At 64.4% G+C, this 22,511-nt stretch carries 21 protein-coding genes and 1 pseudogene; 10 read left to right on the top strand and 12 right to left on the bottom strand.

What is annotated here, in order from left to right; genetic code table 11:
• Nucleotides 1–37: 37 nt before the first annotated feature.
• The 5 genes from pdxA to HX851_RS32225 form a co-directional block, all read right to left on the bottom strand.
• Nucleotides 38–1,036: a 4-hydroxythreonine-4-phosphate dehydrogenase PdxA gene (gene pdxA / locus HX851_RS32245; protein ID WP_177066299.1), complete on the bottom strand. Its 999-nt coding sequence runs from the start codon at nt 1,034–1,036 to the stop codon at nt 38–40.
• Entirely contained in the window at nt 1,033–2,313 is a 1,281-nt protein-coding gene (locus tag HX851_RS32240; protein ID WP_177066297.1) for a four-carbon acid sugar kinase family protein, read from the bottom strand. Before HX851_RS32240 ends, pdxA begins: the two co-directional genes overlap by 4 nt.
• Entirely contained in the window at nt 2,310–3,317 is a 1,008-nt protein-coding gene (locus HX851_RS32235) for a 2-keto-3-deoxygluconate permease (protein WP_177057899.1), read from the bottom strand. Before HX851_RS32235 ends, HX851_RS32240 begins: the two co-directional genes overlap by 4 nt.
• A gap of 183 nt (nt 3,318–3,500) precedes the next feature.
• Complete coding sequence (locus HX851_RS32230; protein WP_177066295.1) at nt 3,501–5,153, bottom strand: phytoene desaturase family protein; 1,653 nt, start codon at nt 5,151–5,153, stop codon at nt 3,501–3,503.
• A gap of 129 nt (nt 5,154–5,282) precedes the next feature.
• Nucleotides 5,283–7,175: a sigma 54-interacting transcriptional regulator gene (locus tag HX851_RS32225; protein ID WP_177066293.1), complete on the bottom strand. Its 1,893-nt coding sequence runs from the start codon at nt 7,173–7,175 to the stop codon at nt 5,283–5,285.
• Nucleotides 7,176–7,547: 372 nt separating this feature from the next.
• On the opposite strand from HX851_RS32225, the gene HX851_RS32220 reads away from it, so the two are divergent.
• Both HX851_RS32220 and HX851_RS32215 read left to right on the top strand, forming a co-directional pair.
• On the top strand, nt 7,548–7,997 hold the full coding sequence (locus HX851_RS32220; protein ID WP_177057896.1) for a hypothetical protein: 450 nt from the start codon (nt 7,548–7,550) through the stop codon (nt 7,995–7,997).
• Between the two features lie 17 nt (nt 7,998–8,014).
• A complete protein-coding gene (locus HX851_RS32215) occupies nt 8,015–8,647 on the top strand; it encodes an NAD-dependent epimerase/dehydratase family protein (RefSeq protein WP_177066291.1) in 633 nt (210 codons plus the stop codon).
• A gap of 33 nt (nt 8,648–8,680) precedes the next feature.
• Here HX851_RS32215 and HX851_RS32210 read toward each other — a convergent pair whose 3' ends face one another.
• The 4 genes from HX851_RS32210 to HX851_RS32195 all read right to left on the bottom strand — a co-directional run bounded on the left by HX851_RS32210 (nt 8,681) and on the right by HX851_RS32195 (nt 13,474).
• On the bottom strand, nt 8,681–9,574 hold the full coding sequence (locus tag HX851_RS32210; RefSeq protein WP_177057894.1) for a polysaccharide deacetylase family protein: 894 nt from the start codon (nt 9,572–9,574) through the stop codon (nt 8,681–8,683).
• Between the two features lie 81 nt (nt 9,575–9,655).
• Complete coding sequence (locus HX851_RS32205; protein ID WP_369680924.1) at nt 9,656–10,774, bottom strand: substrate-binding domain-containing protein; 1,119 nt, start codon at nt 10,772–10,774, stop codon at nt 9,656–9,658.
• A gap of 52 nt (nt 10,775–10,826) precedes the next feature.
• Nucleotides 10,827–11,906, bottom strand: coding sequence for an ABC transporter permease (locus HX851_RS32200; RefSeq protein WP_177057893.1), 1,080 nt, complete (start codon nt 11,904–11,906; stop codon nt 10,827–10,829).
• A 23-nt stretch (nt 11,907–11,929) separates the two neighbouring features.
• Nucleotides 11,930–13,474, bottom strand: a complete 1,545-nt coding sequence (locus HX851_RS32195; RefSeq protein WP_177066289.1) for a sugar ABC transporter ATP-binding protein — start codon at nt 13,472–13,474, stop codon at nt 11,930–11,932.
• A 169-nt stretch (nt 13,475–13,643) separates the two neighbouring features.
• Here HX851_RS32195 and HX851_RS32190 point away from each other — a divergent pair, with 169 nt between their 5' ends.
• From HX851_RS32190 to HX851_RS32155, 8 genes are all read left to right on the top strand, one after another.
• Nucleotides 13,644–14,489 carry a helix-turn-helix domain-containing protein gene (locus HX851_RS32190; protein ID WP_177057891.1) on the top strand — a complete coding sequence of 282 codons (846 nt, stop codon included), beginning with the start codon at nt 13,644–13,646 and terminating at the stop codon, nt 14,487–14,489.
• Nucleotides 14,490–14,761: 272 nt separating this feature from the next.
• Nucleotides 14,762–15,244, top strand: coding sequence for an MSMEG_0572/Sll0783 family nitrogen starvation response protein (locus HX851_RS32185; protein WP_017128788.1), 483 nt, complete (start codon nt 14,762–14,764; stop codon nt 15,242–15,244).
• 107 nt (nt 15,245–15,351) lie between these two features.
• The gene (locus HX851_RS32180) at nt 15,352–16,308 is read left to right on the top strand and encodes a Nit6803 family nitrilase (protein WP_177057890.1); all 957 of its coding nucleotides are present in this window, start codon (nt 15,352–15,354) and stop codon (nt 16,306–16,308) included.
• Nucleotides 16,301–17,401 (top strand): MSMEG_0568 family radical SAM protein, encoded by a 1,101-nt coding sequence (locus tag HX851_RS32175; RefSeq protein WP_177057889.1) that lies wholly within the window; start codon nt 16,301–16,303, stop codon nt 17,399–17,401. The genes HX851_RS32180 and HX851_RS32175 overlap by 8 nt, the downstream gene beginning before the upstream one ends.
• Nucleotides 17,402–17,416: 15 nt before the next feature.
• A complete protein-coding gene (locus tag HX851_RS32170) occupies nt 17,417–17,977 on the top strand; it encodes an MSMEG_0567/Sll0786 family nitrogen starvation N-acetyltransferase (RefSeq protein ID WP_177057888.1) in 561 nt (186 codons plus the stop codon).
• Complete coding sequence (locus HX851_RS32165) at nt 17,970–18,998, top strand: sll0787 family AIR synthase-like protein (protein WP_177057887.1); 1,029 nt, start codon at nt 17,970–17,972, stop codon at nt 18,996–18,998. Before HX851_RS32170 ends, HX851_RS32165 begins: the two co-directional genes overlap by 8 nt.
• Before the next feature lies 1 nt (nt 18,999).
• Nucleotides 19,000–19,326 carry an MSMEG_0570 family nitrogen starvation response protein gene (locus HX851_RS32160; protein ID WP_177057886.1) on the top strand — a complete coding sequence of 109 codons (327 nt, stop codon included), beginning with the start codon at nt 19,000–19,002 and terminating at the stop codon, nt 19,324–19,326.
• A 32-nt stretch (nt 19,327–19,358) separates the two neighbouring features.
• Nucleotides 19,359–20,585 carry an MSMEG_0569 family flavin-dependent oxidoreductase gene (locus tag HX851_RS32155; RefSeq protein ID WP_177057885.1) on the top strand — a complete coding sequence of 409 codons (1,227 nt, stop codon included), beginning with the start codon at nt 19,359–19,361 and terminating at the stop codon, nt 20,583–20,585.
• A gap of 21 nt (nt 20,586–20,606) precedes the next feature.
• Here HX851_RS32155 and HX851_RS45645 read toward each other — a convergent pair whose 3' ends face one another.
• The 3 genes and pseudogenes from HX851_RS45645 to HX851_RS45250 form a co-directional block, all read right to left on the bottom strand.
• Entirely contained in the window at nt 20,607–21,335 is a 729-nt protein-coding gene (locus tag HX851_RS45645; RefSeq protein ID WP_439899117.1) for a methyl-accepting chemotaxis protein, read from the bottom strand.
• A gap of 126 nt (nt 21,336–21,461) precedes the next feature.
• Nucleotides 21,462–22,235, bottom strand: a pseudogene (locus HX851_RS45640) (MCP four helix bundle domain-containing protein); the annotation flags it as partial.
• 113 nt (nt 22,236–22,348) lie between these two features.
• Nucleotides 22,349–22,511: transketolase-like TK C-terminal-containing protein (locus HX851_RS45250; RefSeq protein ID WP_177066287.1), on the bottom strand; the 163-nt coding region annotated here is incomplete at its 5' end.

Here is a 22,511-nt window from a genome sequence, read left to right as displayed (position 1 = left end):
CTGCACGGCCTGGTGTCACGCCAGCGTGCCTGGCGGCTTATCGCCGGGTCGCCAGCTCGGCCCCCTGGCGTAGCGCTTCGAGCAGGCTGCGTTCGTCGGCGATGCCCTTGCCGGCGATGTCGAACGCCGTGCCGTGATCGACGGAGGTGCGCACCACTTCCAGTCCGACGGTGACATTCACCCCCGCCTCCAGCCCCAACACCTTGACCGGGCCATGCCCCTGGTCGTGATACATCGCCACCACCAGGTCGAAGTCGCCCCGTCCGGCGCGGAAGAACAGCGTGTCGGCCGGTAGCGGACCGGTCACGTCGAAACCGCGCGCCTGCAGCAGTTGCACCGCCGGGATGATTTTCTCTTCCTCCTCGCCATAGCCGAACAAGCCGTTTTCGCCGGCATGGGGATTGATGCCGCACACACCGATACGTGGCCTGGCGATGCCGGCCTTGATCAGCGTCGCGTTGCCCCGCTCGATGGTGCGTTGCACCAGGCCCGGCTCGATCTTGCGGATCGCGTCGATGATGCCGATGTGAGTGGTCACGTGGATCACCCGCAGTTGCGGCGCGACCAGCATCATCGAGACCTCGTCGACATGGGTCAGGTGGGCGAGCAATTCGGTATGGCCGGGGTATTTGTGACCGCCGGCATGCAGTGCTTCCTTGTTCAGCGGCGCGGTGCAGATGGCGTCGATCTGCCCGGCCTGCGCCAGTTCGACGGCGCGGGCGATGTATTGATAGGCCGCATCGCCGGCGACCGCCGACAGTTGCCCGAACGGCAGGTCATCGGGGATCAGGTCCAGGTCGATGCAATCGATGGTGCCCGGCTGGTACAAGGCTTCGCCGGCGTCCTTGATACGCCGAACCGTGGCACTGCCGTTGACGATCCGATTGGCCTGTTCAAGACGGCGGGCATCGCCGATCACCAGCGGCCGGCATTGTTGGTAGACGACGTCATGGGTCAGGCTCTTGACGATGATTTCCGGCCCGACGCCCGCGGCGTCGCCCATGGTAAGACCGATAACGGGAAGATAGTTGCTCATAAGACTGACCTTGATCCTTTCAATGCATGAAGTGGAGCGCCGGACCCGGTGTCCGCGCTCAAATGAAGCCAGGCGGCATACAGCGCCTGTTCGCTGCCGAAGGCGCCGGCCTTGGTGACGATGCCCGGACGCCGGCCGTGTTCAATGGCAAGGGGGCGGCCCACGGCGACTCCGGCTTCGATTTCCGTGACCAGTTCCAGGCTCTCGATACCGACGGCCATGAGCATCGCCCGGGCGGTTTCCCCTCCCGTCGCCACAAGGCCACTGACGTGGGCGAAACAGGGTTTGACCATGGCCGCCAGCATGCTCGACAAGTGCGCGCCTTCGGCCGGGTCGAACGCCTCGTCGCGACCGATGCGCAGCAACAGGTCCTCGCCACGGCCAAGGTGTTGATGGATGCGCGTCGCCCACACGGGCCACTGCGCGGACGCCGTGCCCAGTCGCAACACGGCGGACGGCACCACCAGCTCGGCAATCGCGCTGCGGGCCTTGAGCACCGCGCATTGGCGCTCGGAAACAGCGGACAGGCTGCCAACCATGACCAGCACCGGTCCCGCGCCGTTGCGCAAGCTCACCTCGCCCGGTGTCGAAGCTTGCAACAATTCGGGCAGATGGGTGATCTCGCGGGCCAGGCCTCCGGAGCCGACCCAGAAAAAGGGCGGTTCCAGGTGTACGGTCAGGTCCGCGAGGATGCGCAGGTCGTCGCGGGTCTCGGCATCGACGATCAGCGCCTGGATACCCTGGTTCCTGAGTTCGTGCAGATGCCGGACGAGCTGTGCCGGAGGGCCGCGCAACAGCTCGATTGCCACCTGGGCGGTACTCAGGCCGGCGGCCACGAGCATGCCGTCGACATCCGCCGGGCGACCGGCATTTTCCAGTTGCCAGGTCTCGGTACTTTCCAGGGGAACACCGTTGACCAGCACGCGGCCGCCGCGCAGTGTGCGCCCCGTCGCCGGAAATGCCGGGGCGACGATCGCCAGGCCGGCCAGGCGCTGCAGCGCCGCGACCTCGGCCGCCCAGTTGCCGCGCAAGGTCGAATCGATTTTCTTGTACAGCCGCTGCCCCGGCCGGATCAACGCCTGGTACGCGGCACTGGCGCACTCAGCCGCCTCGCGGGCCGGCAAGCGGCGCGAGTCGGTGTCCACCGCGATGACCTGGGCATCGCCCGTGACTTGCGCCGGACTCAACGCCACCACCGTGCGCAGGCCCGCGCAGACAAAACCGATGGCACAGTCGGCGGCCCCGGACAGGTCGTCGGCGATGATCAGCATGCTCATCGTGGGGCTCCCTGCCCGTCCGTTGCCTGTGACCGGGCCTCATGGGCCTCTCGCGCCTTGACCCGCTTGGCGATGGCGGAAACCAGCACCGGCGAGACGATCGCAGTGACCACGACACAGGAAGCCACCAGCAAGGTAGCGCTGGCCGCCGCCTGCTCGTAGACCGGATTCGCCGCGGCAATCAGGGCCGGCACCGCAGCAGCATTGCCGGCCGTGTTGGCCGCCGCCGCCCCCGCCACGCCGGTACCGCCCGACAGGCGATCGGCGAAGTACAACGGGATGCCGGTGACCACGACCACCGCGATGCCCAGGGCAATACCGAGCAAGCCGGCCTGCCAGACTTTATGCAGGTCCAGGGTCGCCCCCAGGGCCAACGCGAAGAACGGAATCATCACCGGCACGGCCCTGGCGAGAAAGTCGCGCATCTCGCGGTCAAGGTTGCCCAGCAACATGCCCAGCAGCAGCGGCAGGATCGCGCCCACCAGGGTCGGCCAGGGGAATGCCGACAGGCCGGCGACACCGAGCGTCACCATGGTCAGGAACGGGCCGGACTCCAGCGACATCACCGAATACGCACCGACGTCTTCGGAACGACCGTACTGCCCCATCAGGGCCATGTACAAGCCGCCGTTGGTATCGTTCATGGCCGCTACCAGCGCCAGGGTCGACAGCCCGGCAAACAGTCCGGACGATATCGGCTGCTCGCCGAGGAAATGCCCCATCACAATGCCGATGAGCATGGCGGTGCCGACCTTGGTGCCGAACAGCACGCCGCCTTTTTTCAGCAGGTAGGGCGTTGCCTTGACGTCGATGCTCGCGCCCATGCAGACATAGAACACCGCCAGGATCGGCAGGGCACCGGTAAACATGGCATTGGTAAAGGAACCGAAAAACTTCGGCATATCGGGCAGGAACGTGGCGACGAGCGAACCGATGAGCAACGGGACAATCATCATGCCGCCCGGGACGCGTTCGATCGACCGCTTGATGGGAAACTGGGCCATGCGGGTACTCCTTATTTTTATAGGGGCGCTGCTGAGCAAGCCTGACCGAATCAGTCATCACCATGATTGATTCAGTCACAATAACGGTATGACAAAGCCTTGATATGCGCAAGCAATCATTTTTATGATCACTTCAATCATTTTCAGGGTTTCATATTCGAAAAACTGCTCAGCGATAGCCACTCAGGAGAGCACCGGCGTACCGACCACCTCCTTCAGGCTGCGGCCCTGGTCCTGCAGGACCGCCTGCGCCGTGTTACGTCCCGGCAGGCCACTGATCGATCCGCCAGGCGCCGTGCAGGCACCGGTTTGATAGAGGCCGGGGATGCCCATGCGACAGGGGGCGAAGTTGGCCCCGCGATTGTCGAAATGGTGCGCGCCACCGCGCCACATGGAGGGGTTCATCCGTTCGATGTCCAGGGGGCTGAGCAGGAATTTGCCGAGCAGCTTGTCCTGGCTCAGGTTGGTCGTGTAGCGCAGGTAGCGCGTCAGCACCGCATCGGCGACCTGGTCCTTGATATCGTCCCAGTGCTGCGCCCCGCCCTTGAGGGTGTAGGGCATGCACCCTTCGATTTTCAGCAACCCGCGCCCGGCCGGCACCCGCGTCGGATCGAAGACCGAGGGATGACAGACCTGTAGCGGATAGTCGGCAATATTCAGCTCGCCATGGGCGTCGTCCGGGGTCAGCGTGAAAATGCTCGCGGGGTCTTCCATCAGCGCGGCTTCGCAACTGGCAATGGTTCCGCCCGAGGCCTGCGCATAGGCGGGCTCCTCGGTGAAGGCGAAGTGAAACTGGAACATCGCCAGTTCCGGTTGCATGAGGTCAACGCCATCGAGAACGGCATCGCCAAACAGTTCACGCGGCGCCATGTCGACCAGGTGCTTGACATGGATGCTGGACACCACGCCCTGGTCGGCACGGTACTGCGTGCCGTCGGCGCACTCGACGCCTTTGCATGCGCCCTGCTCGATCACCAGCCGGACAATCGACTTGCGGGTCAGAATGACCCCGCCATGGGCTTCGATAAAGCCGCCCAGCGCCACGCTCAACATCCCCGAACCGCCCTTGGGGATCGGTCGGCCCTTGAGGTGATCGAGCATCGAGAACGCCTGTCGCCCGGTGCCGTAGTCGCTGCCCATCGGTCCGAAGAAGCGGCCGCCGGACAAGGCTGCCGCCCGCATGTGAGGGCTTTCCCAGACGACCCGGGCGGCCGCGAACCCGGTCATTTCGCCGAGCCGGCGCAGGTACAGACCGTCACGGGAAGCCGCCGCCGCTTCCGCCGGCATGGCCGCCAGGCTCGCACGTACCGCTGCCGCGCGCCGGAAGGTCTGGGCATCCTTGCGGGACACCTGCTCGATGGTCGCGGCCGTGCGCTCGACGTCATTGCGAAACACGGTGAAGGACGCACCATCGAGAAACGGATAGTGCAGCACTACATCCGGATACAGCAGTTCGTAGCCGTACCGTGCCAGGTCCAGCTCATGGTCGCGGATCAGCGGGTTGCCGAGGATCGCGCCATGGGCGCTGGAGCACAGGTCTTCCCTGAAGCCCGGCAGCAGCGGTTCGCTGGTCTTGCAGCCACCGCCGATCAGCGCGTCGCCTTCGAGTACCAGGATCCGGTAGCCCGCCTTGGCGAGATAGGCGGCGCAGACCAGGCCGTTATGGCCCGCGCCGGCCACCACATAGTCGAAATGCCCGGCCGGTGCCCCGGCTCGCGGCAGCGCTGGCGGCGGTGTATCGGCAGCGGTGACGGGCGCGCCGTGCATGAGTCCGTTGGCCAGCACCGGCATGGCCGCCGCAGCTTTGAGGAAGTCTCGACGAATGATTGGCGGCATGTCCTGCTCCCGGGGTCGCTATTTCGCTGTGACACTAGCGACAATCCCTCGGAGCCATTAGAGGTCGGGGATGAAATTCACTTCACACCCAGAGCAGGGAATACCGCTTGCCGGGCAATTCGCCCAGGCTTAGGCAATGCCCAGTTTCTTCAAGCGCGAAGCCAGTGTGGTCGGCTTGATACCCAACAGTTCGGCGGCACCGTCCTTGCCGAACAGCTTGCCACCGCAGGCAGCCATTGCCGCGCACAGGTTGTCGCGCTCCAGCGTACGCAACTGCTGTTCGGTCATGATCGGCCGGTGCTGCTCCAGCGCCGGTGCCTGGCCGGGCAACGCCGAGCCGGGCAGGTCGATATTCAACTCCGACCCGATGGCCGTGATCAGCGCCCGCTCGATCACGTTCTGCAGCTCACGGATATTGCCCGGCCAGTCGTAGGCCTGCAGGCGAACCATGTCACCCTTGCTCAAGCGCCGCCCGGACATGTTCAGCCGCGTCCCGATCAGTTGCAGAAAGTGCGAGGCCAGCAAGGGAATATCGGAACGACGCTCGCGCAGGCTCGGCGAATGGACGGGAAACACGTTCAGCCGGAAAAACAGGTCTTCGCGAAAATGCCGGGCCTGCACTTCGGCCCGCAGATCACGATTGGTCGCGGCAATGATGCGCACATCCACGCTGCGGGTACGCTCTTCCCCTACCCGCTCGAATTGCCCTTCCTGCAGCACGCGTAACAGCTTGCTCTGCAGCTCCAGGGGAATCTCGCCGATCTCGTCGAGAAACAGCGTGCCGCCATCGGCCAGCTCGAAGCGCCCGACCCGGTCGCGCACCGCCCCGGTGAAGGCGCCGCGCAGATGACCGAAAAACTCGCTTTCGAACAGTTCGGCCGGAATCGCCGCGCAGTTGACCCGGATCAGCGGCTGCTCGCGCCGCCGGCTGGCCTGGTGAATGGCCCGGGCGATCAGTTCCTTGCCGGTACCGGACTCGCCATGGATCAGCACGTTGGCATCGGTGGGACCGACCACATCGATCTGCCGGACGATCTTCAGGATCGGCTCGCTCTGGCCGACGATATCCCGGTAGTTGTGCTCGATATGGATTTCTTCCTGCAGGTAGGCGTTCTGCTCCTCGAGTCGCTGCTTCAGCGCCTGCAGTTCGGCCAGGGCGTTCTGCAGTTGCAATTCGGTGGTGCGACGCTCGGTGATATCGCGGAACACCACCACCGCACCGACAATGCGGCTGTCGCTGATCACCGGGGTGCTGGTGAACTCCACCGCAAAGGAGCTGCCATCGCGTCGCCAGAACACTTCCTGGCGCCCCTCGTGCACCATGCCGTCGTGCACCGCCTTGTAGATCGGGCAGTCCTCGACCGGATAGTGACTGCCATCGGCGTGGGTATGATGGTGGATGCGATGGATGTTCTTGCCGATCATCTCCTCGGGGGCCCAGCCCAGCATGCGCGCACCGGCCGGATTGACAAAGGTGGCAAGCCCTTCGCTGTCGATGCTGTAGATGCCATCGCCCACCGAACTGAGCAGCAGTTGCTTGTCACGCTCGGTTTCCTGGAACAGGTTCATGATGTTGCGCCACTCGATCAGGCCACCGCGCATGGTGCGCTCGGTGTCGGCCTGGTCGCGATGGTAGCGTTGCCGGCTTTGCTCGCGCAGCACCAGGATCAGTTGCGGCTGGCCCTTGACCTGAAGCACGGTGGCGGAGATTTCGAGCTGGATGCGCTCGCCGCTCTTGCAGTTGCAACTGAGCTCGTCGGTCCAGCCCCGCCCCTTGTCCATCACCGCCTGGGTAAAGACGATCAGGTCCGCCAGTTGATGGCCGAACAGCTTGCTGACCGGCAGTTCCAGCAGTTCCTGGCGGGGATAGCCGAGCAATTGGCAGGTGGCGATGTTCAGGTCACCGAAGCGGTCGCCGTAGGGGTTGAGCAGGGCAATGGCTTCGGCGCAGTGCTCGAACACCATGTGGCGGGAGGAATAGGCCAGGTCGGCCCAGCCGGCCAGGAAATCAGTCTCGCTCATACCTACGAAATCCCGTGACCGCCAGTGTTGAAGACTGCCAGTTATACGGAATTTCGTAGCATCCCGATAGGATCAGATCGACCTGAAAAAGACGTCTCAGATAACCCGATCATCCCGGCGTATGCCGCAGCCGATAGTTGGGGAAAATGGAATTATGTTGTCCATTTCGAGGTAATTATCTCTTCGGGAAAACAATCCACCATTGCCCCCGTTCGCACCCGCAGCAGGAAACACGCCATGCACCCTCGACCGCCACCAGGCTCCGCCGCGCTGCGCGCCTGCCTGCGGATCGCAACCTTCGGGCTGTTCGCAGCGATCGCACTCACGGCGTGCGCAAGCACACCGATACCTGACGCCAAGCAAGAGATGAGCATGAAACCTTCCATCACGTATTTGCATCTGCTGCGGCACACGCCGTTCTTCACGGCGCTGTCGAGCGACCAGTTGCAGTGGGTGATCGACCATTCGCAAGAATGGGAAACCGAGAACGGATCGGTCATCGTCAGGAGCGATCAGGCCAACGCATCGGCCGCCGACTACTGGATCCTGCTCGACGGCGGCTGGCAGCTGGAGCACGCCGGCCATGGGTTTCCCAGCGGGCATGCCGCCCCTGGCAAGTGGTTCAATCTTCGCGAAGCACAGGGTTCGGACTGCGTACTGAGCACCACCGAACACAGTTACGTGATGCGTATTACCGAGGCCGACATGCAGGTGATGCTGGAGAAAGGCTTCGCCTTCGGCCACCACCTCGGCAGCGGTCATGCCTACTACGGCTCGATCTTTCACGACAATGTCCCGGCATCGCGCCCCGGCGTGCGCTGAATACAGAGGCAACCACGATGAAGGTACTGATTCTCGGGGCGACGGGCCAGGTCGGCCGCAACTTGCTGGAGCAGGCGCTGGCAAACGAACACATCGAACAGATCATCGCGCCCACGCGCCGGGCGCTCGCGGAGCACCCCAAACTGCTCAATCCGGTATCGGCCGATCTGCACCAGACCTTTGCCGATATCGCCGGACTGTCCATCGACGCCATGATCTGCACGATGGGCACGACGATCGCCAAGGCCGGTTCGAAGGAGGCGTTTCGACAGGTCGACTACGTTCTGCCGATCAAGTTCGCCGAATGGTCCCTGGCGCTGGGAGCAAAGGCCTGCGCAATCATCTCCTCGCCCGGCGCCTCGCTGTCCATACCGCTCTACTATTGCCGGATCAAGGGTGAGCTGGAGCGGGATATCCAGGGCATCGGGTTCCGCTCGCTGACGATCATTCGTCCAGGCATGATTGGCGGCAGCCGCGAAGAGTTCCGCCCCGCCGAACGCCTGGTACTGCCCCTGGCAGCCCTGCTTCGGCCGGTACTGCCACGCGGCCTGTGGATCAACCCGCCGGCCAATATCGCCCGGGTGATGATCGACGCCGTGCTGTCCAGGCCCCAGGGCGTTCGCCTGCTCACGTCCCGGGACCTGGTGTGAAAAAGGGCTGCCCGCCGGCAGCCCCCTGCCCCGTCAGGCGCTCAACCCGAGTTTCCTGGCCCAGACATCGTATTCGTTGATATCGCGCACGGTATCCGGGCTCGATGCGGCAAAACGGGCGATCTCGTCCTTGCGCATGAACACCACCCCCGGTTGCTTGAGGGCGTATTCGAGGAATCGTCCCAGCGAACGTACCCGTGCCGGCCGCCCCGCGATGCGGTCATGGGTGCTGATCGACATCATCCGCCGCCGGCTGCCGGCCTCTTCGTAAAGCTGGTCGAACTCGTCGTGCAACTGGCGCTCGAAGGCGTCGACGCTGTACTGGTAGCCCTCGAACTGGATGATGTCGTTGAGGTTCATCGTATAGGGCACCACGACAAAATCCTTGCCCCGCACCGGAATCAGGAACGGCTCGTCGCGGCTGACATCATCGATGTGGTACTCGAAGCCCAGGTCCTGCAGCAGGTTGAGGGTATTGGGCGTGCCGCGCATGGCCGCGCCGTTGTAGCCGACCGGACGCACGCCGGTAGCCTTGATGATGCTGTCGATATTGTCGGCGATGAACCTGCGCTCATCGTCCAGGGACAAGTCGTACTGCGGGATCCAGTCACGTCCGTGGGCAGCCGCTTCATGGCCGCGCTGGACGATTTCCTTCGCCACCTCCGGGGAGCGGTCCACCGCACTGCCGACCATGTGCGAAGTGACCTTGATGGCGTATTTGTCCCAGAGATCGAGCATCCGCTGGATGCCCTCGCGGTAGCCGTACTTGTACCAGGACTGGGTGGGGAAATCCGGGTAGCCATCCTTCATGCCGAACATGTTGCTGAACGGCCCCATGGCGCCGAAGGGGGCTTCGCCACCCGCTTCGAACTGCATGGAAACCGATATCACGAGCCGGACACCTTCCGGCCAGAACGTCTTGGTCATGGTCTTGCCTCTTTCGCGGTGATGCGGGGATGGAGGCCCGGCCCACGGGGGCCGAGCCTGGATTTGCACGAGGAAATAGCGTTATTGGCCGGCCCAGATGCCACGGTAGACATCCCGGTAATGGTTGTCCGGGTCATACAGGTTGCGGGCGCCGCCATCGGTGGCGATGTTGCCCGCCACGACCAGATGCACGGGCGCACTGAAACCACTCGGCGACTGCCCGGCAAAAGCCCGGTTCAGCTCATCGACCGCTTGCCAGCCGTGCAGGGACACCGGCTCGGCGACCGTGGCGCTCTGGTATTGCCCGGTACGAATGCGCTGGAAGGCGGTTTCGCTGCCATTGCCGGCCGAGACCCCGAGCAACGGCCCGTCCGCGGCATAACCCGCCTGTTGCAACGCCGGCGCCATGAAGTCGAACGTCAGGTCGTTGATCGACAAGGCATAGGTCCACTTCGCGCCGAAACGCTGCAACAGCGTGGTGGTCAGCTGCGGCATGCGCGTCGCGGAATCGGCCAGGGGCGCATCCTCGACCTTCAGCAACTGGCAACCCGGACATTGCTTGACCAGGTCGGCCATCGCATTGGATTTACTGATGGCGATCTCGTAGGTGGAGTCGGTGAAGATCACCACCCCGGCCTTGCCGTCGGACTGCGCGACGGCGTACATCACTGCCGCCTTGCCGACGTCGAGCGGGTCGGTCGCCAGGTTGGTGAACAGTCCCGCCGCCGGCGCGGGCCCCGGCCTGGACAACGAATGCCAGCCGACCACGCGGATGCCCCGGCTGCTGGCATCCTTGATCAACTGCGCCTGCTCGTTGGCATCCACGCTGCCCAGCACGATACCGTCCGGCTTGAGGGCAATGGCCTGGTTCAAGGCTGCCGAGCGGCCCGAGATGGAGCCCTGGCCGTCAATCGAGCGGAAGGTCCAGCCGATGGCCTTGGCCGCCTCCTGTACCGACTGGCCGACGCCACGCGGACCGCTGTCACGCTGGTCCGCGGAAACGAAGACAATGCTCTTGCCCGTCTGGGCGGGCGCTCCGGTGGTGGGGCCGGTCCAGGGCTGGCCGGGCTGGGTGACGTCGCGGGTATACGCACGCGCCTGTTCGAGAAAGGCCTCCTCGGCATGGGCCGGCGCGGTCAGTGGCAACCAGACGGCCATGGCCGCGCAGAGGTGTAGCCGCTTCAGATCGAGCATTTTCATGGTGTCCCCTTTTGTTGTTTTTGGATTGAGGTGCAGGGCTGGAAAGAAGGTTTCAGACAGGGGTTGTTTTTCCCTGCGGATCGCCGGCTGCGGCGGTCGCGATAGCCGGGCGCTTGCGGGCCACGCTGCGCCGACGCTGGGCATAACCGGCAATGCCGATCGCCACCAGCAGGGTCATGCCGTTGAACAGCGGCTCGACATAGAACTCGCCGCCCAGTTGCTGGATACCGGAGATGCCCACGGCGAGGATCACCACCCCGACCACCGTGCCCCAGACGTTTACCCGCCCCGGCTTGATCGTGGTCGACCCGAGGAACGCGCCGACCAGTGCCGGCAGCAGGAAGTCGAGCCCGACACTGGCCTGGCCGATGCGCAGCTTGGCGGCCAGGATCACCCCGGCGAAGGCCGTCAATGCTCCAGAGGCCACAAACGCGCCGATCACATAACGGCGGGTGGGAATACCGTTGAGGGTGGCGGCGCGGGAGTTGGCGCCGATGGCATACAGGTAACGCCCGACCGGCAGGAAATCGGCCGCCAGCCACAACACCAGGCTGATGACCAGCACGTACACCGCGACAATGGGCATGCCCCACAGGTGGCTGGTGAACAGCGCCGTGAAGGCATCCGGCAAGCTACCGATGACCTGCCGCCCCTGGGTGTGCCACATGGCGACGGCATACAGCACGGTGCCGGTGCCCAGGGTGGCGATGAACGAATCGATCTGGGCGATTTCCACCAGCAAGCCGTTCAGCAACCCCAGCAACGCGCCCAGCACCAGGACGATAAGCACGGCGGTGATCCAGTCGAGCCCGTAGACCGTCTGCAAACTGATGGCGAGGATGTGCCAGAGGACAATGCCGTAGCCCACCGTGAGGTCGATACGCCCGCTGGACATCGGGATCATCGCCGCCAGCGCGAGAATCGCGATGATGGCTTTGTCGCCGATGATCGAGCGCAGGTTGAGCAGCGTCGGGAAGGTATCCGGCAGCAGGATCGAGAACAGCGCGATCAGCAACAGGGTCAGGATCGGCAGGCCGAACACCGGCAACAGCCGCAACAGGCGGGCGAACCCCGACAGCTCGGCCAGCTCTCGACGGGTCGGTTCGAGCGCGTTGGATTTAAGCGATTGCATGGTGGAACCTCACGCGGTTTTGATTATTGTTGTGGGAGCGGATCGACGGCATCCAGGGACGCGCAGCGCAACAGCGCATCGACGCTCAATTGCGCCAGCGGCAACTCGCGGGCAATGCGGCCATCGCGAAAGATCAGGGCGCGGTGGCAGATCTGCGCCGTCTCTTCGAAGTCCGAGGAGATCAGCAGCACGGCCATGCCGGTCCGGACCGCATCGCCGAGCAGGCGATAGATCTCCACCTTGGCGCCGATATCGACGCCGGCGGTGGGGTCTTCCAGCATCAGCACATGGGCACCGATACGCAGCCAGCGGGCGATCACCACCTTCTGCTGGTTGCCGCCGGACAGCGTCTCGATCGGCGCCGAGGGATCATTCGGGGCCAGGGCCACGCGGCGCCCCAGTTCAAGTGCTTCACAACCCTCGCTGGCCGGGGAACGCGGCTTGAGCCCCGTGCGTCCGCTGGCCAGGGGATTGAGGAAGAGGTTTTCGCGGATACTCAGGCCCGGCGCGATCGACTCGCCATAACGGTCTCCGGCCACCAGGCAGACACCACTGGCGATGGCGGCAGCGGGTGTCGACAGATTCACCCCGGTGCCGTTGAGCAGGATTTCACCGCTGACGATCGGCACGGCCCCGAACAGCGCCTTGCCCAACGAGTCATGTCCGGCCCCGCGCAGCCCCACCAGGCCGAGGATTTCGCCCCGGCGCACGTCGAAATCCAGTGGTCCGGCGTCCTCCGTCACCAACCCCCTGACGGTCAACACGGTCGGTGCCGCCCTGACCAGCTCCGGCCGGACAAACACCGAGTCGGGTTCACGCCCGATGATGTGCCGGACCAATTCGTCCGGGCGGGTCTGCCCGGTGGCTTGCTCGGCCACCTTGCGCCCGTCGCGCAACACGACGATGCGATCCGAGAGCGCAAAGACTTCGTCGAGCCGGTGCGACACGTAGATCATCGCCACGCCCCTTGCCCGCAGCCCCTTCAGCACCTCGTGGAGTCGCAGCACCTCATTTTCCGGGAGGCTGGCACTCGGCTCGTCCAGCACCATGACATCAGCCTGGCTGGACAATCCCCGGGCAATCGCCACCAGGGATTTCTCGGCCCGGCTCAACTCGCCGACCCGTTGCCGTGGATCGATCTCGCCACCGACCAGCGCCAGCGCCTCACGCGCCCGGCGGATGACCGACGACCAATGAATGAGCCCGGACCTTTTCGGATAGAACGTCGAGAGTGCGATGTTTTCGGCAACGGTCATCCAGTCGACCAGCCCCAGGTCCTGGTGCACGAAAGCGATGCGCTTGTGGTTGGCGGCGGGATCGAACAGCTCGCCGCGAAACAGCAGGCGCCCGCCGGACGGCAGGTGGACACCGGCGAGAATCTTGATCAGGGTCGATTTCCCCGCGCCGTTCTCACCCAGCAAGGCGACGATTTCGCCGGGGGCAATCTGGAAACTCACGTCCATCAGGGCGGGCACGCCGTTGAATTTTTTCCCGATGCCTTCAACCGTGAGGATCGCCGGCGCGGCAGTACCTGGCGTGGGGTTTTGCGGATGCAGCTCAGCTTGCATATCATCCTCCGTGGCCGATTTTAGTTTTATGGCCATATTATTTTTGTTTTCGGCTATTATCCGCCCCACAGAAATTGCCACCGACTGAAATCGGCCAATCATTCATCGAATATCGGCCACCCCTCAGGCGCGACTCGGTGCACAGCAGCCCTTCCACTGGAGTGAGGACATGAGTGACGCGGCGCAGTTATCGGTCTGGATCGAACCGGAAGATGACGCATATAACCCTTTTCGCTGCGACGCCCCCACGCCTGAATGCGTGGAGCGCATCGAACCGGGCCGGCTGACGGTCGGTTCGCGGGGCGACAGCAAGAACAAGATCCTCTGCGTCGAGCGTGGCCGGGTAAAACTCGAAGGTCCCCACGGCCAATGGCTGATCCTGCCGGCGCACATGGTGTTCATTCCCCATGACCGGCCCTACCGGATCCATGCCAGTGCCGATGCCGTGCTGGTGGTCATCCACCTGGGCGCGGAACATACCGTCTGGCAGCACGAAGGCTGCTGGGCCGCCTCGATCAGCAGCCTGGCCCGGGAAATGTTCGGTTATGCCTTGCGCTGGGGACGCACGCGGGACGCCGACGATGCCGTGGCCAACGGTTACCTCAATACCCTGGGCCTGCTCTGCAAGGACTGGTTCGAATGTTCGAGAATGATGTGGGTGCCCTATGGCGAATCGCCGATCATCAAGCGCGCCGTCGCCTACACCCGCACGCGACTGGACACCGCGACCATCGAACTGGCCGCCGAAGCGGCCGGGACCTCGACGCGCACCCTGCGTCGACATTTCCAGGAGGAACTGGGCATGAGCTGGCGCCGCTTCCTCCAGGAACTGCGCATGACCCGCGCCATCGAACTGCTCACGCGCAAGCAGATGTCGGTGACCCAGACCGCCCTGGAAGTCGGCTTCAACAGCGGCGCCGCGTTCACCCTGGCGTTTACCGCCTTCACGGGCAAGACGCCAAGCGCCTATGTGCGCGAGTTCCTGAACAACGGCTCCATCATCCAGCAGGCATGAGACCGCCCGGGCGTTGCACGGCAATGCCCGGCGGATACGAACTCTCGTCGAAGCACACTACGAATAATCGTATTTCTACGTAATTACGTAGCCGTTTATCTCCTCAGATTCGCTCAAAAAATTCGCCAAAAAATAAAAATACTTATATTTTTCAACAAGATAAAAACACCCGCTCGACACCACGAAAAACTGGCACGCCCTTCGCTCTATGCCTTGCAACGATCAGCCGCTCCCCGGCCATCGATAACAGCAACCATAACGGAGACGACAACATGCCAAACGTGGACATTGCCCATTACCAAGACGGCGACTTCCTGGTCAATTACGAAGAAAAAGTCTTCGAGGACGTCAAGGCCGAACCCGGTGCCAAGGCCCTGCTGACGTTCCATACCATCGCCTTCGAAGGGTCCATCGGCCTGGTCAACCTGCTGCAGGCCAAGCGTCTGCTGCGCAAAGGCTTCGAAACCAAGATCCTGCTCTACGGACCTGGTGTGCAACTGGGTGTACAGCGCGGCTTCCCGACCCTCGGCGCCGAAGCCTTCCCCGGCCATCTGGCGGTGAACAACCAGATCAAGGCCTTCATGGCCGAAGGCGGTGAGGTCTACGCCTGTCGCTTCGCCCTGCAAGCCCTCTATGGCCAAACCGAAAAAGCCCTGATCGAAGGCATCCGCCCGATCAACCCGCTGGACGTGATGGACCTGCGCCTGCTGATGCGCCGCGAGGGCGCCATGATCATCGACACCTGGACCGCATAAGCTCGCCTCGAACCTGGTGGGTGTGCGATGGCGACCGTGAGCGCCATCGCCGGCACCGCAACGTTCAACGCCGCTCGACAGCCGATCTCCCCGACAGGAACCCCGACATGCCCACTATCCGCGCTGCCGCCGTGCAGTTCAGCCCCGTGTTGTACTCCCGTGAAGCCACGGTGGCGAAGCTCTGCAACACGCTTCTGGACCTGGGCCGCCAAGGTGTGCGGTTCGCGGTGTTCCCGGAAACCGTGGTGCCTTACTACCCCTATTTTTCCTTTGTCCAACCACCCTTCGCGATGGGCAGGGAGCATCTGCAGCTGCTGGAACAGTCGGTCACCGTGCCGTCCGATGTGACCCGGCAATTGGGTGAAGCCTGCCGCGAAGCCGGGATCGTCGCCTGCATCGGTATCAACGAACGCGATGGCGGCACGATCTACAACGCGCAGTTGCTGTTCGATGCCGACGGCACGCTGATCCAGCATCGGCGCAAGATCACCCCCACCTACCACGAACGCATGGTCTGGGGCCAAGGCGACGGTTCGGGCCTGCGTGCCACGGACAGCGCCGTCGGCCGCATCGGCGCACTGGCCTGCTGGGAACATTACAATCCGCTGGCGCGCTATGCCTTGATGGCCGATGGCGAGCAGATTCATGCGGCGATGTTCCCCGGTTCCCTGGTCGGGCAGATCTTCGCCGAACAGATTGAAGTCACCATCCGCCACCACGCGCTGGAGTCCGGGTGCTTCGTGGTCAATGCCACGGCATGGCTGGATGCCGAACAGCAGGCCCGGATCATGGCCGACACCGGCTGCGCCCTGGAACCCATTTCCGGCGGCTGCTTCACCGCCATCGTTTCGCCGGAAGGCAAGTTGCTGGGCGAGCCGCTGCGCAGTGGCGAAGGGGTGGTGATCGCCGATCTCGACTTCAACCTGATCGACAAGCGCAAGCGGATGATGGACTCGGTGGGACATTACAGCCGCCCCGAACTGCTGAGCCTGCTGATTGACCGGCGCCCCGCCGCACACCTGCATGAGCGACGCGAAAGCTTCGCGGGGCAGGCCCATGAGTAGCCTGCCCGCCTCCCCGGCCGGCACCGACCTGCTGGCCGAACTGCAATGCCACGGCGTGCGCTGGCAAGGTGCCGACGGCCTGTCGCGCAAAGGCGGCGCCGGGCCTTCGGACCACAAGGCGCTGAGCCTGGGCGCCCACACCGCCATGGTACCGATGCTCAACCGCGCCTCCCTGGACTCGCCCTACTCCGCCGTCCCCGATGCGGCCGGAAGCCAGGCGCTGATCTTTCGTGAAGGCCTCCAGGTCGGCCGGGTGCAGTTGCCAGGGGTGCCGAACTTCTATGCCCTGAGCACCGAAGATGGCACGCCCTACTGGAAAATCGCCACGCTGCACAGCAAAGACGTGCTGGCGACCACGATCCTGCAGCACTGCATCCGCATGAACGAAGCCGCAACCTCCTGCCAGTTTTGCGCCATCGGCCAGTCCCTCGCCACGGGCAAGACCATCGCCCGCAAACGCCCCGCGCAACTGGCCGAAGTCGCCAGGGCCGCGGTGGAGCTCGATGGCGTCAAGCACATGGTGATGACCACCGGCACGCCGCAGACGCCCGACCGTGGCGCCGCCATTCTCTGCGAATCCGCAGCGGCCGTGAGCGCCGTGGTCGACCTGCCGATCCAGGCCCAGTGCGAACCGCCGGACGACGATGCCTGGTTCCAGCGCCTCAAGGACAGCGGCGTGGTTTCCCTGGGCATGCACCTGGAAGCGGTCACCGACGCCGTGCGCCAACGCATCATGCCGGGCAAGGCCGAGGTGCCGCTGGAGCGCTACTTCAGTGCCTTCGACGCCGCCGTCCAGGTGTTCGGTCGAGGCCAGGTCAGCACCTACATCCTCGCCGGCCTGGGTGACAGCGAAGACGCCATCGCGCAGATAAGCGAACGCCTGGCCAGTGCCGGCGTGTACCCCTTCGTCGTGCCGTTCGTGCCCATCGATGGCACGCCGCTGGCCCAGCATCCCAAGCCCGACAGCGCCTTCATGCAGCGACTCTACCCGCGCATCGGCGCCAGCCTGCGCAGGCACGGCCTGCACTCGGACCAGATCAACGCCGGCTGCGCCAAATGCGGCGCCTGCTCAGCCCTGAAACACCACGAGTAACGGGAGTCCCACGCCATGGCCGAACACGCCTTTGCCCTGATCGACAGCACCTTCAGCGATTTTCTCGCCGATGACCTGCTGGTCAAGCCCGCCGCCGAAGCCTGGGAGCGCCAGGATTACTACGCGCTGCGCCGTGCGGTGTTCTGCGCCGAGCAGCAACTGCTGGCCCAGGACAAGGACGACAAGGATTTCCAGGCCATCCCCATCGTCGCCGTGGCCCATCACTGCGGCATGCCCGAGCAGGTCGTCGGCGCGGTGCGCATCTACGAGAGCGCACCGGGAACCTGGTATGGCGGCCGCCTGTGTGTCGAGCGGGCCTACCGTCGTCACGGCATGATCGGCAAGGCGCTGGTCAACGAGGCCGTGTCGCGGGCCATCGACCTCGGCTGCCGGACCTTCCTCGCCACCGTGCAGCAGGCCAACGAGAGCTACTTCCACAGCCTGCATTGGCAGACCTTGCGGCCCATGGACCTGCTGGGTCAGCCGCACTGCCTGATGCAGGCCCGGCTGGAGCGCTATCCGTTCATGCCCCGGCAAGTCGCGCTGGTGCCCCGCAAGGTAAGCCGACATGACTGATCCGAGACGCGTCCAGAGCGCACTGCCGGCCATGCTGCACAGGCTGCGTGACACTCCGGCGATGCGCGCCAAGCTGGCGATACAGCATCCGGCGCGGACACTGCCGGCACACGCCATCAGCCACGACGATCACTATGCGTTACCCGGCGATGACACGGCGGCGATCCGCTGTGGCGACCAGTATCAGTTGCTGGCCATCGAAGGCATGATCCCGGCCTTTGTCGAGCAGGCGCCGTGGTTCGCCGGCTGGTCGGCGGTGATGGCCAACGTCAGCGATATCACCGCCATGGGCGGTCGCGCCAGCGCCGTGGTCAACGCCTATTGGCACCATGACAGCCAAGCCGCCGACAGTGTCCTGGCCGGCATCCGTGACGCCTGCCAGGCCTACGGCCTGATCCTCGCCGGCGGCCACACCAGCCAGGCCCCAGGCAATCCGGCGGCCCTGGCGGTGGCGATCAGCGGCTGGGCACGCAGCCTGCTATCGACCCTGCACGTCGCGCCGGGCCAGGTCATCGCCATGGCCGTGGACCTCGACGGCAGCTGGCACGGCACCGCGCCCTACTGGAAAGCCTTTGAAAACGTGCCCGCCGAACGCCTGCGGGAAAAACTCGAAGTCATCCCGCGCCTGGCCGAAGCCGGCCTCCTGCTGGCCGCCAAGGACATCAGCAACGCCGGGGTTCTCGGCACCTTGCTGATGCTGCTGGAGCCCACGACCTGCGGTGCGCGCATCGACCTCGACGCCCTGCCCCTGCCGGTCGGTGCCGCGCTGGAGCGCTGGCTGCAGGCGTTCCCCAGCTACGGCTTCCTGCTCACCCTGGCGCGCAAGGACGTGGCCACCGTCGAGGCCGCCTTTGCCTTTGAAGGTATTCACTGCGCCTGCATCGGCGAGGTCGATGACAGCGCCCGGCTGCGGGTCGGCCAGGGCGATGAGCAATACGAGTTCTGGAACCTGGCCGAGCAACCGTTCACCGGCTTCAGCTACCCCGACTTTGCACTTTCAGTCATCTCAAAGGAGCACTGACATGCCCGCCGTCAATATTCGCCTGCGCTGGCCCGATGGCCAGGAAAGCAACGCCTACTCCCCTTCGACCACCATCTACGAACACCTCGAAGCCGGTCGTTCCTATGCCATGGCCGAGTTTCTGCGCCGCGCGGAAACCGGCCTGAACGCCGCCTCGGAGCGGGTCAGGCAGGTCAAGGGGTTCTATTGCAGTTCGGCCATGGACAGCCTCGGCGGCCTGCGCCTGATGGCCCGCGCCTTTGCCGATCCGGATGCCCGGGTGCAGGTGCTGGACATCAGCAACCAGGGTGCCGGCAAGGTTCACTACGCGGGCTTCGGCGATATCTGAGCGCCCCGCTCATCCCCCAGGAGGATTGCAACATGACTCACTACAAAGCCATCGTCGTCGGCGGCGGCCAGGCCGGACTCTCCGCCAGTTATTACCTGCAACAACAGGACATCGATCATCTGGTGCTGGAAAAGCACAGCCTGACGCACACCTGGCGTAACCAGCGCTGGGATGCCTTCTGCCTGGTGACACCGAATTGGCAATGTGCCCTGCCAGGCCACCCGTATGAGGGTGACGATCCCCATGGTTTCATGAAGAAAGAGCAGATCATCGACTACCTCGACGGGTTCATCGCCAAGGTCAAGGCGCCGGTCCGGGAAGGCGTGGCCGTGCAGCGCATGACCGCGCGCGCCGAGGGCGGCTACCTGCTCAACACCTCGGCCGGCGACTTCACCGCCGACCAGGTGATTGTCGCCAGTGGCGGTTATCACACGCCGATCATCCCGCGGCTGGCCGAACGCCTGCCCGCCGGGATCAGCCAGATCCACTCCGAGCAGTACCGCACCCCCCAGGCCCTGCCCGCCGGTGCGGTGCTGGTGGTCGGCTCCGGGCAGTCCGGGGCGCAGATCGCCGAGGACCTGCACCTGGCCGGGCGCAAGGTGTTCCTGGCGGTCGGCGACGCGCCGCGTTGCGCCCGCTTCTATCGCGGCAAGGATGTGGTCGACTGGCTGGCGCAGATGGGCTACTACGATATCGGCGTCGACACCCACCCACTGCGCGAAGGCGTGCGCGACAACACCAACCATTACGTCACCGGGCGTGATGGCGGGCGCGACATCGACTTGCGGCGCTTCGCCAGCGAAGGCATGGAATTGTTCGGGCGGCTGGACAGCCTGGACGACAGTACCCTGAAATTCGCCGGCGACCTGGGGACCAACCTGGATGCCGCCGACGCCGTGTACAACCGCATCAACAGCAGCATCGACAAATACATCGCCGATAACGCCATCGAGGCGCCTGCCGGCACACCGTACACCCCGCTCTGGACCCCGCAAGCCGAGAGGAACGAACTGGACCTGAGCGGCAGCGGCATCACCAGCATCATCTGGTGCATTGGTTTCCAGCCGGACTTCAGTTGGGTCGATGTGCCGGTTTTCAATGGCCGCAGCTATCCCGGGCACCACCGTGGCGTCACCTCTCGCCCCGGCCTGTATTTCCTCGGCCTGCCGTGGCTGCACACCTGGGGCTCGGGCAGGTTCTCGGGGATTGCCCGGGATGCGCAGTACCTGGTGGAACACCTGGCGGCGCAACGGGGCTGATCGGGCGACCCGGCAACCCCTCTACAGCCTGAATTGCTCGACCAACCCCTGGAGACCGACGGCCAACCTGGAAAGCTCGCCGCTGACAATGGACGTCTGGTGCGACCCGGTAGCCGTTTGCGTCGAAAGGTCGCGAATGCTGACCAGACTTCGATCCACCTCCCGCGCGACCTGCGCCTGCTCCTCGGCAGCCGTCGAGATCAGCAGGTTGCGCTCGTTGATATGGCCGATCGATTCGGTGATCTCGCTCAGGGCCTGGCCCGCCGCCTCGGCCAGGCGCAAGGTTTTTTCCGCCTGCGTGGTGGTCTGCTCCATGGAGGCCACGGCATGGCCGGTGCCCGCCTGGATATCGCCGATCATCGTCTCGATTTCCTGCGTGGAGACCTGGGTACGGTGGGCCAGCGCCCGCACTTCATCGGCCACTACGGCAAAGCCGCGCCCGGCCTCGCCGGCACGCGCCGCCTCGATCGCCGCGTTCAAGGCCAGCAGGTTGGTCTGCTCGGCAATGGCCCGGATCACATCCATCACCTTGCTGATGTCCACGGCCATGAGCGACAGCCTCTTTATATCCGTGGAAGTCGATTGCACGCTCGACACCATCAGGCCAATGGCACCCAGGGTCTCATCGACACGACCACGCCCACGCGAGGCGGTCAGGCTCGAGGTGTTCGCGGCGGTACAGGCCAGGGTCGCGTTGCTGGCCACCTCATCGACGGCGGCGCTCATCTCGGTGACGGCCGTGGCCGCCATGGCGATCTCACTGTCCTGGCGAACCATCCCCCTGGCGGCCTCCTCCGTCACCGCCTGCATTTGCTCGGCGGTGGCGGCCAACTGGGTGGACGAACCGCCAATCCGGGTGATGGTCTCCCGCAGATTGGCCTGCATGGTGACCAGTGCTACCAGCAGTCGAGCCAGTTCATCCGAACCCTTGACCTCGACGGGCTGACTGAGATCGTTGCGCGCAATACGCCGGGCGATCTCCAGGGACTGCCCCAGGGGCACCATGACGCTGCGGGTGTACAGCCAGGCCAGCAGCAATGTGATGACCAGGGACGCGACGATCAGCACACTGACCATGATGCGTGTCTGGCGATAGACCGCACTCGCCGCTTCGCCGGCATTCCTGGCCTTGAGCTGCCCCTGCTCGATCAGCGCCTGGATGCCGGAAGACACCCGGTCGATTCCCGGACGCACATCGCTCTGGGTGAAACGGTTGGCGCCGATCAGATCGTTTGCCGTCATGAAGGCCAGGTAGCGGTCCTCGATGACATTGAAGGCCTGGATACTGGTTTGCAACGCGTCGAACAATGCCCGCTCCTGCGCCGTGACGATCAGCCCCGACAGGCGCTTCATCTGCTCCCCGGTGCTGGCACGCAACGCCGTTATCTCCTCCAGGCCCCGGGCATTGACCTCTTCGGTTTCAAGCGGGTTGCGCAGGCTGGCATTGTCGGCACGGACCAGGACAAAGCTTTTATCGAGTTCGCCCAGGACCTGGACCGTCGGCAGGACCATGCCCTCGACCAGGTCCTCGGCGTCATTGAGCGCTGCCGCCTGTCTCAGTGCGAACAAACCCATGCCAATGATCAACAGGCAGAACAGCCCGAAACATACAACCGAACGAGGCGCGAGGTTCAGCTTTCTGAGAAGCATATGTCACTCCAGGTAAATAATTGACCACGAGCACCCGCCCGCCGGGGGAGCAACCCGTTCGGGCCGCCCACCCGGCGGGACTGTCCGGTTCAGTCGCGATAACGCCTACACACTCATCGCTTCATCCGCGACCGGTCCGACAAGGCTTGTGCCGCCTCAAGCACGCCCTGCAGGGTGATGCCGAAGTGCTCGAACAAGGCCGGCGCAGGCGCCGACTCGCCGTAGGTGGTCATGCCGATCACGCGGCCTTCCAGACCCACGTACTTGTACCAGTAG

This window comes from Pseudomonas gingeri (assembly GCF_013385635.1).
Taxonomy (GTDB): Bacteria; Pseudomonadota; Gammaproteobacteria; order Pseudomonadales; family Pseudomonadaceae; genus Aquipseudomonas; species Aquipseudomonas gingeri_A.
This window is presented reverse-complemented; position numbering and strand designations above follow the sequence as displayed.

Excerpts from the sequence above, each read along its gene's own strand:
- HX851_RS32240 (WP_177066297.1), bottom strand. The coding sequence starts at position 2,313 with ATGAGCATGCTGATCATCGCCGACGACCTGTCCGGGGCCGCCGACTGT.
- HX851_RS32165 (WP_177057887.1), top strand. The coding sequence starts at position 17,970 with ATGACTGATCCGAGACGCGTCCAGAGCGCACTGCCGGCCATGCTGCAC.
- HX851_RS32190 (WP_177057891.1), top strand. The coding sequence starts at position 13,644 with ATGAGTGACGCGGCGCAGTTATCGGTCTGGATCGAACCGGAAGATGAC.
- HX851_RS32155 (WP_177057885.1), top strand. The coding sequence starts at position 19,359 with ATGACTCACTACAAAGCCATCGTCGTCGGCGGCGGCCAGGCCGGACTC.
- HX851_RS32170 (WP_177057888.1), top strand. The coding sequence starts at position 17,417 with ATGGCCGAACACGCCTTTGCCCTGATCGACAGCACCTTCAGCGATTTT.
- HX851_RS32175 (WP_177057889.1), top strand. The coding sequence starts at position 16,301 with ATGAGTAGCCTGCCCGCCTCCCCGGCCGGCACCGACCTGCTGGCCGAA.
- HX851_RS32215 (WP_177066291.1), top strand. The coding sequence starts at position 8,015 with ATGAAGGTACTGATTCTCGGGGCGACGGGCCAGGTCGGCCGCAACTTG.
- HX851_RS32160 (WP_177057886.1), top strand. The coding sequence starts at position 19,000 with ATGCCCGCCGTCAATATTCGCCTGCGCTGGCCCGATGGCCAGGAAAGC.
- HX851_RS32230 (WP_177066295.1), bottom strand. The coding sequence starts at position 5,153 with ATGCCGCCAATCATTCGTCGAGACTTCCTCAAAGCTGCGGCGGCCATG.
- HX851_RS32200 (WP_177057893.1), bottom strand. The coding sequence starts at position 11,906 with ATGCAATCGCTTAAATCCAACGCGCTCGAACCGACCCGTCGAGAGCTG.
- HX851_RS32205 (WP_369680924.1), bottom strand. The coding sequence starts at position 10,774 with ATGAAAATGCTCGATCTGAAGCGGCTACACCTCTGCGCGGCCATGGCC.
- HX851_RS32180 (WP_177057890.1), top strand. The coding sequence starts at position 15,352 with ATGCCCACTATCCGCGCTGCCGCCGTGCAGTTCAGCCCCGTGTTGTAC.
- HX851_RS32220 (WP_177057896.1), top strand. The coding sequence starts at position 7,548 with ATGAAACCTTCCATCACGTATTTGCATCTGCTGCGGCACACGCCGTTC.
- pdxA (WP_177066299.1), bottom strand. The coding sequence starts at position 1,036 with ATGAGCAACTATCTTCCCGTTATCGGTCTTACCATGGGCGACGCCGCG.
- HX851_RS45645 (WP_439899117.1), bottom strand. The coding sequence starts at position 21,335 with ATGGCGGCCACGGCCGTCACCGAGATGAGCGCCGCCGTCGATGAGGTG.
- HX851_RS32210 (WP_177057894.1), bottom strand. The coding sequence starts at position 9,574 with ATGACCAAGACGTTCTGGCCGGAAGGTGTCCGGCTCGTGATATCGGTT.
- HX851_RS32195 (WP_177066289.1), bottom strand. The coding sequence starts at position 13,474 with ATGCAAGCTGAGCTGCATCCGCAAAACCCCACGCCAGGTACTGCCGCG.
- HX851_RS32235 (WP_177057899.1), bottom strand. The coding sequence starts at position 3,317 with ATGGCCCAGTTTCCCATCAAGCGGTCGATCGAACGCGTCCCGGGCGGC.
- HX851_RS32185 (WP_017128788.1), top strand. The coding sequence starts at position 14,762 with ATGCCAAACGTGGACATTGCCCATTACCAAGACGGCGACTTCCTGGTC.
- HX851_RS32225 (WP_177066293.1), bottom strand. The coding sequence starts at position 7,175 with ATGAGCGAGACTGATTTCCTGGCCGGCTGGGCCGACCTGGCCTATTCC.